Raw genomic sequence first — 13,394 nt, forward strand, 5'->3', positions numbered from 1 at the left:
CGGACGGCGCACCGGGCATGTCTGCACCCCGGCCTACCATGGGGGAAGTCCGACCTGAAGGGAAGTGCGCCGTGACCGTGCTCGAAGACATCGTCGCCGGGGTCCGCGAGGACCTCGCCGAGCGGGAGGCGCAGCGACCGCTCGACGTCCTCAAGGAGCTGGCCCAGCGCCGGCCGAGCGCCAAGGACGGCGTCGCCGCCCTGCGCGGCGGGAGCGGGGCCGTCACCATCATCTCCGAGGTGAAGCGCTCCAGCCCGTCGAAGGGCGCGCTGGCGACCATCGCCGACCCGGCCGGCCTGGCCGCCGAGTACGAGGCCGGCGGGGCCGCCGTCGTCTCCGTCCTCACCGAGCAGCGCCGTTTCGGCGGCTCGCTCGCGGACCTGGACGCGGTGCGCGCCGCCGTCGAGATCCCGGTCCTGCGCAAGGACTTCATCGTCACGCCGTACCAGGTCTGGGAGGCGCGGGCGCACGGCGCCGACCTCGTCCTGCTCATCGTCGCCGCGCTCGAGCAGACCGTGCTGACGTCACTGGTCGAGCGGGTCCACTCGCTCGGCATGACCGCGCTCGTCGAGGCGCACGACCGCGAGGAGGCCCGCCGGGCGGTCGACGCCGGCGCGCGGGTGGTGGGCATCAACGCCCGTAACCTCCACGACCTGCAGGTCGACCGGTCGGTGTTCGCCAAGGTCGTCGACGTCGTGCCCGACAGCATCGTGCGCGTGGCCGAGTCCGGCGTGCGCGGGCCCCACGACGTGCTCGACTACGCCCGCTCCGGCGCCGACGCGGTGCTCGTGGGGGAGGCGCTGGTCACCGGCGGCAACCCGCGCGCCGCCGTCGCGGACATGGTGGCCGCCGGCTCGCACCCCTCCCTGCGGGCGGTGCGCAAGTGACCACCACCCCCAGCCGGGAGCGACCTGGCCACCTCGCCGACGCCGCCGGGCCCTACTTCGGCGAGTTCGGCGGCCGGTTCGTCGCCGAGGCGCTCGTCGCCGCGCTCGACGACCTCACCGCCGCCTGGGAGGAGCTCAAGGTCGACCCGGCCTTCCTCACGGAGATGGACCACCTCCACCGCACGTACACCGGGCGCCCGAGCATCATCACCGAGGTGCCGCGGTTCGCCCAGCACGCGGGCGGGGCGCGGATCATCCTCAAGCGCGAGGACCTGAACCACACCGGATCGCACAAGATCAACAACGTCCTCGGCCAGGCGCTGCTGACCCGGAAGGTGGGCAAGAAGCGGGTCATCGCCGAGACCGGCGCCGGCCAGCACGGTGTCGCCACCGCCACGGCCGCGGCGCTGCTGGGGCTCGAGTGCACCGTGTACATGGGCGAGGAGGACGTGCGGCGCCAGGCACTCAACGTCGCCCGCATGCGCCTGCTGGGCACCGAGGTCGTCCCCGTCACCACCGGCTCGCGCACCCTCAAGGACGCGATCAACGAGGCCTTCCGCGACTGGGTCACCAACGTCGAGACGACCAACTACATCTTCGGCACCGCCGCCGGTCCGCACCCGTTCCCGGCCATGGTCCGGGATCTCCAGAAGATCATCGGCGAGGAGGCGCGCCAGCAGGTGCTCGACCTGACCGGCGCGCTGCCCGACGTCGTGTGCGCGTGCGTGGGCGGCGGCTCCAACGCGATCGGCATCTTCAACGCCTTCCTCGACGACGAGGGCGTCCGGCTGGTGGGGCTCGAGGCCGCCGGCGACGGCGTCGAGACGGGGCGGCACGCGTCCTCCATCACCGGCGGGGAGCCCGGCGTCCTGCACGGCGCGCGAACCTTCATCCTCCAGGACGAGGACGGCCAGACCAAGGAGTCTCATTCGATCTCCGCCGGCCTGGACTACCCCGGCGTAGGGCCCGAGCACTCCTGGCTCGCCAGCATCCACCGTGCCGAGTACCAGCCCGTCACGGACGCCGAGGCCATGGAGGCCTTCCGCCTGCTGTGCCGCACCGAGGGGATCATCCCCGCCATCGAGAGCGCGCATGCGCTGGCGGGTGCCATCCGGATCGGGAAGGAGGCCGCGGACGCCGGCCTGCCGGCGCCGACGATCCTCGTGAACCTCTCCGGACGCGGGGACAAGGACGTCGAGACCGCGGCCGCCTGGTTCCACCTTCTCGACGACGCCCAGCACGACGCCGACGTCCCCGAGGCCGCGCGCCCGGAGGATGCCGCCAAGACCGGCGCCGTGGACGACGCGCCCTACACCGCCACCGGGAGTGTCGAGAAGTGAGCGAGACGACCACCAGCCGCACCACCGCGTCCAAGAGCGCGGCCGCCATCGACGCCGCGAAGGCGCGCGGGGGAGCAGCGCTCGTCGGCTACCTGCCGGTCGGCTTCCCGGACGTGGCCACGTCGGTGCGGGCGGCGAAGACGCTCGTCTCGGCCGGTGCCGAGGTGATCGAGCTCGGCTTCCCCTACTCGGACCCGGGCATGGACGGCGAGGTCATCCAGCGTGCGACCCAGGCCGCGCTCGACGGCGGCACGCGGACCGCCGACGTGCTGCGCGCGGTCGAGCAGGTCGCCCAGACCGGCGCCGCCGTGCTGGTCATGACCTACTGGAACCCCGTGTACCACTACGGCGTCGACCGCTTCGCCCGCGACCTCGCCTCCGCGGGCGGCGCCGGCCTGATCACGCCGGACCTGATCCCGGACGAGGCCGCCGAGTGGATCGCCGCCTCGGACGCGCACGACCTGGACCGGGTCTTCCTCGTGGCGCCGAGCTCGACCGACGCGCGGCTGCGCATGACCTCCGAGGCGTGCCGCGGCTTCGTCTACGCCGCCTCGACCATGGGCGTGACCGGCGCGCGGACGAGCGTGGACACCCACGCGCGCGGACTGGTGGAGCGCACCCGGGCGGCCGGAGCCGAGCGGGTCTGCGTCGGTCTGGGCGTCTCCACCGGCGCGCAGGCCGCGGAGATCGCCGAGTACGCCGACGGCGTCATCGTCGGATCGGCGTTCGTGCGCACCCTTGCGCGCGAGGACGGCGACGTCGAGGCCGGGCTCCGCGATCTGGCCGCACTGGGCGAGCAGCTCGCCGCCGGCGCGCACGGGGCACTGCCCGACCGCTCGGCCTGACCTCCGGTCCGGGCGACCTGGCGTCGGTCCGACCTCCCGTCCGGCGCGACGCCCCGTCGGCCTGACCGGTGGTCGGCTGTCCGGCCCGCGGTCCGCGGCCGTTACCCTTCGAGGGTGTTCCTGAGTCCGCTCGCCTCCATCCCCAGCCCGTCGCAGGCCGAGTGGCATCTCGGGCCCCTGCCGATCCGCGCCTACGCGCTCGCCATCCTGCTGGGCATCTTCGCCGCCTGGTGGATCCTCGACCGGCGCTACACCGCCAAGGGTGGGCCGAAGGACGCCGCGCTCGACGTCGCGTTCTGGATGGTGCCGTTCGGCATCGTCGGTGCGCGGATCTACCACGTCATCTCCTCGCCCGACGCCTACTTCGGCCCGGACGGCGACCCGGTCCGGGCCCTCTACATCTGGCAGGGCGGCCTCGGTATCTGGGGAGCCGTCGCGCTGGGCGCCGTCGGCGCCTGGATCGGGCTGCGCCGCAGGGGGCTGCGCATGGCGCCGTTCGCCGACGCGCTCGCGCCCGGCCTGCTGGTGGCCCAGGCGATCGGGCGGCTCGGCAACTACTTCAACCAGGAGCTCTACGGCGCGCCCACCACGCTGCCCTGGGGCTTGGAGATCGACGACGCACACCTCGTGGGTGGGTACGAGCCGGGCACGCTGTTCCACCCGACGTTCCTCTACGAGATGCTCTGGAACCTCGGGGCGGCCGCGGTGCTGATCTGGGCCCAGCGCAGGTTCGGGCTGCGCCACGGGCGGGTGTTCTGGCTCTACGTCATGCTCTACACCGCGGGCCGGGTGTGGATCGAGTACCTGCGCATCGACGACGCCGAGCTCGTCCTCGGGCTGCGGCTGAACGTGTGGACCTCGATCCTGATCTTCCTGGTCGCGCTCGTCGCCTTCGTCGTCATCGGTCGACGCACCCGCGGCGTGCCCGAGACCATCTGGCTGCCCGGCCGGGAGCCGGCCGAGGGTGAGGGGGACACCCGGGACGAGGACGCGGCAGAGGCCGACGGCGGCAAGCCCGACGACGCCGCGGAGCCCGAGCCCGGGGCGTCGGCACACCGGGACGGACCGGCGGCCGCTGACCCGGAGGACGAGACGTCACCGGCGGACCCGCAGGGCAGAGACCGCATCTCCTGAGCCGCGCAGGGTCACGACCTGCCGACGTGGAGCGTCACCTGGTCGCTCGCGACCCCACCGGCGGAGTCTCGGGCGGTGGCGGTGATCGTGTGCGTGCCCTCGCTGAGGTGGTCGGCCCGCTGGAGCAGCTGGGCCCCCGTGCCGAGGGATCCGTCGACGTCGGAGGACCACTCGACGGGACTGCCGTCGCTGCTGCCGTCCTCCGGGTCGGCCACCGTCGCGCTGAGCACCACCGTCTGGTCCCCGGTGGCCCGCTGCCCGTCGGCCGGGGACGAGATCACGACCGTCGGGGGGTTGTTCGGCAGCGCGGACAGCGGTGAGGTCGCGAACGCGCTGCGGAGACCGTCGCTGACCACCACCCGGACGAGCAGGTCCGTCCCGCCGGGCAGCGTCCACCGGGGCACCGGGACAGCCGTGTCGGTGATGTCCGCCGCGACGGCGTCCCACGAGGCTCCGCGGTCGGCGCTGACGAGGACCCAGTGGGTCAGCGGGTCCCCATCGGGGTCCGACGACGTCCACGTCACCTCCAGCGAACCGGCGTCACCGTCCGACGCGGCCGGGGCACCGACCACGGGCGCCGAGGGGGAGAGCCGGCGGGTGGCCAGGACCGTGCCCCTCGCCTCGAGCCGGACCTCGGCCACGGAGCTGAGGTCGGCCGGTACGACGACGAGGAACGACGCCTCGGGCGCGCCGGCGGTCGCTCCCTCGGCGGGCTCCTCGGACGAGCTCTCGGGTGTGAAGCGGGTGGCGTGGACGACGGCGCCGGTGCTGCTCACCAGGACGATCGCGTGCGTGCCGGAGGGGTCGTCGGCGTCCGGCGCGAGGTCGACGGCGAGTGCCGGCGCGAGCTCCACCCGACCTCCGTCCGGGCCGCCGATGGTCCCGCGAAGGGCCAGCCCGGCCGGCTGCCCCGTGCTGCTTCCCCGTGCGGCCGGGGAACTCGTGGCGGGCGGCGTCGATGTGCCCTGCGGCTGTTCCGGGCGGGGCCGCTCCGTCCCTCCGACGACCGGCGACGGTCCGGCGGCTTCGCCGGTGGGCCCGCACGCGGCCAGGGCGGTGCCGACCACGAGGAGGCCGACCGTCGCCGCCGCGGGCCTGCGAAGCGCTCCACGTCTCATCTCGCCCCAGCTTCCGCCGTCCGAGCACGTCCGTCCGCAACGTAGCGGGCCGCGGGGGGCTGCGGGCCGGTTTCGGCCGGGAACCGTACGGTCCGGCGACGAGCGGCAAGGCCCTGCCCGCACGGCGCGCCCGGAGCAATTTCGTCGGGCCGGGAGACCTTGACACGGGCCGTTCTGCCGCCGTTTTCTTGGTGTCTGGCCATGGGCTCGTCACCCGAGTGTCAAGAATGTGGACACTTCGTGTCACCGGGTCGTCATCTGAGAGTAATATCGCGCCGCCAACGGGACGACGACGACCCACCACATCAGCACGACGATGCGGAGCCCGTCCCCGGAGCGCTCCGCAGTGAGGACAGCACGCGGATGGAGTCACCCCAGGTCTCAGGACCCTTCCCCGCGCGCCCACGCGCGGGTCTGTACGCACCCGACCGTGAGCACGATGCCTGCGGTGTCGCCTTCGTCGCCACCCTGCGCGGCACTCCCGGGCGCGACATCGTCGACGCCGGCCTGACGGCGCTGCTCAACCTCGACCACCGCGGCGCCGTCGGCGCGGAGGAGAACACCGGCGACGGCGCCGGCCTCCTCACGCAGGTGCCCGACGCGTTCCTGCGGGAGGTCGCAGGCTTCGCGCTGCCGCCGGCCGGCCGCTACGCCGTCGGCCTCGTCTTCCTGCCCGGGCCGGACGAGGAGGACGCCGGCCGGGACGCCGCCGTCGCCCGCATCGAGGAGATCGCCGCGGAGGAGCACCTGACCGTCCTCGGCTGGCGCGACGTCCCGACCGACCCGTCGATGATCGGGCCCAGCGCGCTGGAGTCCATGCCCACCTTCCGCCAGGTGTTCGTCTCGGCCGCCGACGGCGCGGCGGCCGGGCTGGCGCTGGACCGGCTCACCTACCGGCTGCGCAAGCGTGCCGAGCACGAGACGGGCATCTACATCGCGTCGCTCTCCTCGCGCACCCTGGTCTACAAGGGCATGCTGACGACGACGCAGCTGCAGCCGTTCTTCCCCGACCTGTCCGACCCGCGGTTCGCCTCCGAGATCGCCCTGGTGCACTCGCGCTTCTCGACGAACACCTTCCCGTCCTGGCCGCTGGCCCAGCCGTTCCGGCTGGTCGCCCACAACGGCGAGATCAACACGGTGCGCGGCAACCGCAACTGGATGTCGGCGCGGGAGGGCATGCTCGCCTCCGAGGTGCTCGGCGACCTCGAGGAGCTGCTGCCGGTGTGCACGCCGGGCGGCTCGGACTCCGCCACCTTCGACGAGGTCCTCGAGCTCCTCCACCTCGCGGGCCGGTCCCTGCCGCACGCGGTGCTGATGATGATCCCGGAGGCGTGGGAGAACCACACCTCCATGGACCCCGGGCTCCGGGCGTTCTACGAGTACTCCTCGACGATCATGGAGCCCTGGGACGGCCCCGCCGCCATGACGTTCACCGACGGCCGCCTCATCGGCGCCGTCATGGACCGCAACGGCCTGCGCCCCGGTCGCTTCTGGGTCACCGACGACGGCCTGGTGGTCCTCGCCTCCGAGTCCGGCGTGCTCGACCTCGACCCCGCACGCGTCGTGCGCAAGGGCCGCCTCGAGCCCGGCCGGATGTTCCTGGTCGACACCCACACGGGCCGCATCGTCGAGGACGAGGAGATCAAGCGCGGGCTCGCCGAGGCCAACCCGTACCAGCAGTGGCTCGACGAGGGCCTCGTGCGCCTCGAGGACCTCCCCGACCGCGACCACGTGGACCACTCGCACCTCTCGGTGGTGCGCCGCCAGCAGACGTTCGGCTACACCGAGGAGGAGCTGCGCCTGCTGCTCGCCCCGATGGCGGCGAGCGGCGCCGAGGCGATCGGCTCGATGGGCACGGACACCCCGCTGGCCGTGCTGTCCGCGCGCCCGCGGCTGCTGTTCGACTACTTCACCCAGCTCTTCGCCCAGGTGACCAACCCGCCGCTGGACTCCATCCGCGAGGAGCTCGTCACCTCGCTGGCCGGCGCCATCGGGCCCGAGCCCAACATGCTCGCCGACTCCCCGAGCCACGCCCGCAAGGTGGTCGTGCCGTTCCCGACGATCGACAACGACCAGCTCGTCAAGATCAAGAAGATCGGTCGCACACCGCGGCAGGGCAAGGGCTTCTCGGCGGTCACGATCGAGGGTCTGTACCGCGTCTCCGGCGGGGGAGCGGCCCTGCAGGCCCGCCTGGAGGAGATCTTCGACGAGGTCGACAACGCCATCGACGCGGGCGCCAGCTTCATCGTCCTCTCCGACCGAGAGTCGACGGCGGAGCTCGCCCCGATCCCGTCGCTGCTGCTCACGTCGGCCGTCCACCACCACACGCTGCGCCGGCGCACCCGCACGAAGATCTCCCTGATCGTCGAGGCGGGCGACGTGCGCGAGGTGCACCACGTGGCGCTGCTCGTCGGCTACGGGGCGGCCTGCGTCAACCCGTACCTGGCCATGGAGTCCGTCGAGCACCTGGTGCGCGAGGGCATCGTCACCGGCGTCACGCCCGAGCAGGCCGTGAAGAACGTGATCAAGGCGCTCGGCAAGGGCGTGCTGAAGGTGATGTCCAAGATGGGCATCTCCACGGTCATGTCGTACCGCGGCGCCCAGGTCTTCGAGGCCATCGGCCTGTCCGAGGACCTCGTCGAGGAGTACTTCACCGGCACGCCCACCCCGCTCGGCGGGGTCGGTCTCGACGTCATCGCGGCCGAGGTCGCCGCCCGGCACGCCACCGCCTACCCGCCGTCGGGCATCTCGCCCGCGCACCGCACGCTGCGCATGGGCGGGGAGTACCAGTGGCGCCGCGAGGGCGAGCCGCACCTGTTCGACCCCGAGACGATCTTCCGGCTCCAGCACTCCACCCGGACCCGCCGCTACGACATCTTCCGCAAGTACACCCACGGGGTGGACGAGCAGTCGCGGAGGCTCATGACCCTGCGCGGGCTCATGAAGCTGCGGACCGGCGTGCGGGAGCCGATCAGCGTCGACGAGGTCGAACCGGTCAGCGAGATCGTCAAGCGGTTCTCCACCGGCGCGATGAGCTACGGCTCCATCTCCGCCGAGGCCCACGAGACCCTCGCGATCGCGATGAACATGCTCGGCGCGAAGTCCAACACCGGCGAGGGCGGGGAGGACACCGACCGCCTGCACGACCCGCGCCGCCGTTCGGCCATCAAGCAGGTGGCCTCCGGCCGGTTCGGCGTCACCGCCGACTACCTCACCAACGCCGAGGACATCCAGATCAAGGTGGCCCAGGGCGCCAAGCCCGGCGAGGGCGGCCAGCTGCCGGCGCACAAGGTCTACCCGTGGGTGGCCAAGACCCGGCACTCCACCCCCGGCGTGGGGCTCATCTCCCCGCCGCCGCACCACGACATCTACTCCATCGAGGACCTCGCCCAGCTCATCCACGACCTGAAGAACTCCAACCCGGCGGCGCGCATCCACGTCAAGCTGGTCTCGGAGATCGGGGTGGGGACCGTGGCGGCCGGGGTGGCCAAGGCGCACGCCGACGTCGTCCTCGTCTCGGGGCACGACGGCGGGACCGGCGCGTCCCCGCTGACGTCCCTCAAGCACGCGGGCGGCCCGTGGGAGATCGGCCTGGCCGAGACCCAGCAGACCCTCGTGCTCAACGACCTGCGGGACCGGATCGTCGTCCAGACCGACGGCCAGCTCAAGACCGGCCGCGACGTGGTCGTGGCCGCCCTGCTGGGCGCGGAGGAGTTCGGCTTCTCCACCGCCCCGCTGGTGGTCGAGGGCTGCATCATGATGCGGGTGTGCCACCTGGACACCTGCCCGGTGGGCGTGGCCACCCAGAACCCGGAGCTGCGCGCCCGCTTCACCGGCAAGGCGGAGCACGTGGTCAACTTCTTCGAGTTCATCGCCCAGGAGGTGCGCGAGTACCTCGCCTCCCTCGGGCTGCGCTCGCTGGAGGAGGCGGTCGGTCAGGTCGACCTGCTCGACACCACCGAGGCGGTCGACCACTGGAAGGCCTCCGGGCTGGACCTCGCCCCGCTGCTGGTCAAGGTGGAGCCGAAGGAGGGCTCCTCGCTGCGGCAGGCGCGCAGCCAGGACCATGGCCTGGAGAAGGCCCTGGACAACGAGCTGATCGCCCGCAGCGCCCCGGCACTGGAGCGCGGCGAGCCCGTGCGGCTCGAGCTGGGCGTGCGCAACGTCAACCGCACGGTCGGCACGATGCTCGGCCACGAGGTGACCAAGCGCCACGGCGGCGAGGGCCTGCCCGACGGGACGATCGACATCACGCTGACCGGGTCCGCCGGGCAGTCCTTCGGGGCCGTCCTGCCCCGCGGCATCACCCTGCGGCTGGTCGGCGACGCCAACGACTACGTGGGCAAGTCGCTCTCCGGCGGGCGCATCGTCGTCCGCCCGGACGCGCGCTCGGTCTTCGCCGCGGAGCAGAACGTCATCGCGGGCAACGTGGTCGGCTACGGCGCCACGTCCGGGGAGATCTTCCTGCGGGGCCGGGCCGGCGAGCGCTTCGGCGTCCGCAACTCCGGCGCCACGCTCGTCGTCGAGGGCGTCGGCGACCACGCCGCCGAGTACATGACCGGCGGGACCCTCCTGGTCCTGGGCGGCACCGGGCGCAACCTCGGTGCCGGCATGTCCGGCGGCACCGCCTACGTGCTCGACCTGGACACCGCCAAGGTCAACGCCCCCGCGGTGGCCGACGGCGACCTCATCCTGGGCGCCCTCGACCCCGAGGACGTCTCGATCGTCGCCGACCTGCTCCGGCGCCACGCCGAGCTGACCGGCTCCCCGGTGGCCGCCGAGCTGCTGGCCGAGCCCGACGCCCTCCCCGCGCGGATCACCAAGGTGCTCCCGCGCCAGTACGCCGCCGTCTCCGCCGCCCTCGTCAAGGCGGCCGAGGACGGCCTCGACCCGGCCTCGCCCGACGTGTGGGCCACGATCATGGAGGCCACCCGTGGCTGACCCGAACGGCTTTCTCAAGGTCCGGGAGCGCGAGCTCCCCAAGCGCCGGCCCGTGCCGGTGCGCATCCTCGACAACCGGGAGGTCTACACCCGCCGGGTCGAGGACTCCCCGGCGCTGGTCCGGCAGGCCGGCCGCTGCATGGACTGCGGCGTGCCCTTCTGCCACAACGGCTGCCCGCTGGGGAACCTCATCCCGGAGTGGAACGAGCTGACCCGCCGGGAGGACTTCGCCGGCGCCATCGAGCGGCTGCACGCGACCAACAACTTCCCGGAGTGGACGGGCCGGCTCTGCCCGGCGCCCTGCGAGACCGCGTGCGTGCTCGGCATCAACCAGCCGGCGGTGACGATCAAGAACATCGAGCAGTCCATCGCCGACAACGCGTGGGACCTCAACCTCGTCGAGCCGCAGGTCCCCGAGCGGCTGACCGGCTCGCTCGTGGCCGTCGTCGGCTCCGGCCCCGCCGGTCTCGCGGCGGCCCAGCAGCTCACCCGCGCCGGGCACACCGTGGCCGTGTACGAGAAGGACGACCGCATCGGCGGCCTGCTCACCTACGGCATCCCCGACTTCAAGATGGAGAAGGGGCAGGTCGACCGCCGGATCGAGCAGATGGAGGCCGAGGGGACGCGGTTCCGCCCGGGCGTCGACGTCGGCGGCGACGGCGAGGGCTCCCTCAGCGGGCAGGACCTGCTCGAGCGCTACGACGCCGTCGTCCTCGCGATGGGCTCGACCGTCCCGCGCGAGCTGCCGGTCCCGGGCCGGGAGCTCGCGGGGATCCACCCGGCCATGGACTACCTGGTCCAGCACAACCGCGTCGTCGCCGGTCAGGAGGTGCCCGACCAGATCCTGGCCACCGGGAAGGACGTCGTCATCATCGGCGGCGGCGACACCGGCTCGGACTGCCTCGGCACCGCCCTGCGCCAGGGCGCGCGGTCGGTCACGCAGATCGACATCAACCCGCTCCCGGGCGTCGAGCGGCCCGCCGACCAGCCGTGGCCGACGTACCCGAAGGTGTACCGCGTCTCGACCTCCCACGAGGAGGGCGGCGAGCGCGTCTACGCCAGCTCCACCGTCGAGCTCCTCTCCGACGGGTCCGCGGGGGAGGGGCGGGTGACGCACCTGCGCCTGGAGAACGTCGACCGCTCCTCCGGACGGGCCGTGCCGATCGAGGGCACCGAGCGGGTGGTCCCCGCCCAGCTGGTCCTCCTCGCGCTGGGGTTCACCGGGGTGCCGCGCACCGGCCTGGTCGACCAGCTCGGCCTCGAGCTGGACGAGCGCGGCCGGGTCGCGCGCGACGAGACGTTCGCCACGTCGGTGCCCGGCGTGTTCGTCGCCGGCGACGCCGGGCGTGGCCAGTCGCTCATCGTGTGGGCCATCGCGGAGGGCCGCTCCGCGGCCTCGGCGGTGGACGCCTACCTGCGGGGCGACACCGACCTTCCGGCGCCGATCCTGCCCTCCACCGTGTCCGTGTCCGCCTGACGCGGCCGGTCCCTGCGGCGGCCCGGAGCTCCCCGGCACGGGAGCTCCGGGCCGCCGCACGTGCGTCCGGGGGCGTGCGTCCGGGCCCCGGTGTGGGCGAGACAACAGGTGGCACCCGGGACCTGCGGGGGGTGCGCCGTCACCGCCAGGCCCTAGGCTGGGGCCCATGCGTAGAGCGAAGATCGTGTGCACGATTGGCCCAGCCACAGCCTCCGCCGAGAAGGTCCAGGAACTCGTCGACGCCGGTATGGACGTCGCCCGGATCAACCGGTCCCACGGCTCCGTCGAGGAGCACAAGGCGGTGTACGACAACGTCCGCGCCGCGGCGCAGGCCTCGGGCCGCGCCGTCGCCGTGCTCGTGGACCTCCAGGGTCCGAAGATCCGGCTGGGCAACTTCGCCAACGGCCAGGAGAACCTCCGCGAGGGGGACACCTTCACCATCACCACCGAGGACGTGCCCGGCACCGCCGAGCTCGCCTCCACCACCTACCAGGGACTGCCCGGCGACTGCTCGCCCGGCGACCGCATCCTCATCGACGACGGCAAGGTCGCGGTCCGCGTGCTGGAGGTCGACGGCCCGCGCGTGATCACCCGCGTCGAGGTCCCCGGCCCCGTCTCCAACCACAAGGGCCTCAACCTCCCCGGCGTCGCCGTCTCCGTACCCGCGCTGTCCGACAAGGACAAGGAGGACCTGCGCTGGGGCCTCGAGGTGGGCGCCGACCTCATCGCTCTCAGCTTCGTCCGCTCCGCCTCGGACATCGACGACGTGCACGCGATCATGGACGAGGTCGGCCGCCGCGTGCCGGTCGTCGCCAAGGTCGAGAAGCCGCAGGCCGTGGAGAACCTCGTCGAGATCGTCGACGCCTTCGACGCCATCATGGTCGCCCGCGGCGACCTCGGCGTGGAGCTGCCGCTCGAGCAGGTCCCGCTGGTGCAGAAGCGCGCCATCGAGCTCGCCCGCCGCAGCGCCAAGCCGGTCATCGTGGCCACCCAGATGCTCGAGTCCATGGTGACCAACCCGCGCCCGACGCGGGCCGAGGCCTCCGACGTCGCCAACGCCATCCTCGACGGCGCCGACGCGGTCATGCTCTCCGGCGAGACCTCCGTGGGCGACTTCCCGATCGAGACGGTGCGCACCATGGCCCGGATCGTGGAGAACACCGAGGAGAACGGAGGCGAGCGCATCGCCCCGCTTGGCTCCAGCCCGCACACCCGCGGTGGCGTCATCACCAAGGCCGCCGCCGAGATCGGCGAGATGCTCGAGGTCAAGTACCTCGTCACCTTCACCCAGTCCGGCGACTCCGCCCGCCGCATGTCCCGCCTGCGCTCGCCCATCCCGCTGCTGGCCTTCACGCCGGACACGGACACCCGCAACCGGCTCGCCGTGAGCTGGGGCGTGCAGACCTACACGGTCCCCGCCGTCAGCCACACCGACGACATGGTCAACCAGGTCGACCAGATCCTGCAGACCACCGGTCTGGCCGACGAGGGCGACCGCGTCGTCATCGTCGCCGGCATGCCGCCCGGGCAGGTCGGGTCGACCAACTCGATCCGCGTGCACAAGATCGGCGAGACCTACACCAAGGCCCCCAAGGTCTGAGCCGTGCACCTGGCCCCGCCCCGGCACCAGCCGTGGGCGGGGCCGGCGCGCA

Annotated in this window: 8 protein-coding genes; 7 read left to right on the forward strand and 1 reads right to left on the reverse strand. The window is 73.0% G+C overall.

Annotation, left to right across the window (positions count from 1 at the left end):
- The first annotated feature begins 71 nt into the window (after window positions 1-71).
- The 4 genes from trpC (at window position 72) to lgt (ending at window position 4,206) form a co-directional block, all read left to right on the forward strand.
- Window positions 72-887 (forward strand): indole-3-glycerol phosphate synthase TrpC, encoded by an 816-nt coding sequence (trpC, locus tag ABD774_RS04200; protein WP_345038006.1) that lies wholly within the window; start codon window positions 72-74, stop codon window positions 885-887.
- Window positions 884-2,227: a tryptophan synthase subunit beta gene (gene trpB / locus ABD774_RS04205; protein WP_345038008.1), complete on the forward strand. Its 1,344-nt coding sequence runs from the start codon at window positions 884-886 to the stop codon at window positions 2,225-2,227. The genes trpC and trpB overlap by 4 nt, the downstream gene beginning before the upstream one ends.
- Window positions 2,224-3,072: a tryptophan synthase subunit alpha gene (trpA, locus tag ABD774_RS04210; protein WP_345038010.1), complete on the forward strand. Its 849-nt coding sequence runs from the start codon at window positions 2,224-2,226 to the stop codon at window positions 3,070-3,072. The genes trpB and trpA overlap by 4 nt, the downstream gene beginning before the upstream one ends.
- 114 nt (window positions 3,073-3,186) lie before the next feature.
- Entirely contained in the window at window positions 3,187-4,206 is a 1,020-nt protein-coding gene (gene lgt, locus ABD774_RS04215; protein ID WP_486327264.1) for a prolipoprotein diacylglyceryl transferase, read from the forward strand.
- 11 nt (window positions 4,207-4,217) lie between these two features.
- Here lgt and ABD774_RS04220 read toward each other — a convergent pair whose 3' ends face one another.
- Window positions 4,218-5,060 (reverse strand): hypothetical protein, encoded by an 843-nt coding sequence (locus ABD774_RS04220; RefSeq protein WP_345038013.1) that lies wholly within the window; start codon window positions 5,058-5,060, stop codon window positions 4,218-4,220.
- Window positions 5,061-5,687: 627 nt separating this feature from the next.
- Here ABD774_RS04220 and gltB point away from each other — a divergent pair.
- The 3 genes from gltB to pyk all read left to right on the forward strand — a co-directional run bounded on the left by gltB (window position 5,688) and on the right by pyk (window position 13,342).
- The gene (gene gltB / locus ABD774_RS04225; protein ID WP_345038015.1) at window positions 5,688-10,265 is read left to right on the forward strand and encodes a glutamate synthase large subunit; all 4,578 of its coding nucleotides are present in this window, start codon (window positions 5,688-5,690) and stop codon (window positions 10,263-10,265) included.
- Window positions 10,258-11,742, forward strand: a complete 1,485-nt coding sequence (locus ABD774_RS04230) for a glutamate synthase subunit beta (RefSeq protein ID WP_345038017.1) — start codon at window positions 10,258-10,260, stop codon at window positions 11,740-11,742. Before gltB ends, ABD774_RS04230 begins: the two co-directional genes overlap by 8 nt.
- Window positions 11,743-11,908: 166 nt before the next feature.
- Window positions 11,909-13,342 (forward strand): pyruvate kinase, encoded by a 1,434-nt coding sequence (gene pyk / locus ABD774_RS04235; RefSeq protein ID WP_345038019.1) that lies wholly within the window; start codon window positions 11,909-11,911, stop codon window positions 13,340-13,342.
- Window positions 13,343-13,394 lie beyond the last annotated feature (52 nt).

It is taken from the genome of Georgenia daeguensis, assembly GCF_039537705.1.
Lineage (GTDB): Bacteria > Actinomycetota > Actinomycetes > Actinomycetales > Actinomycetaceae > Georgenia > Georgenia daeguensis.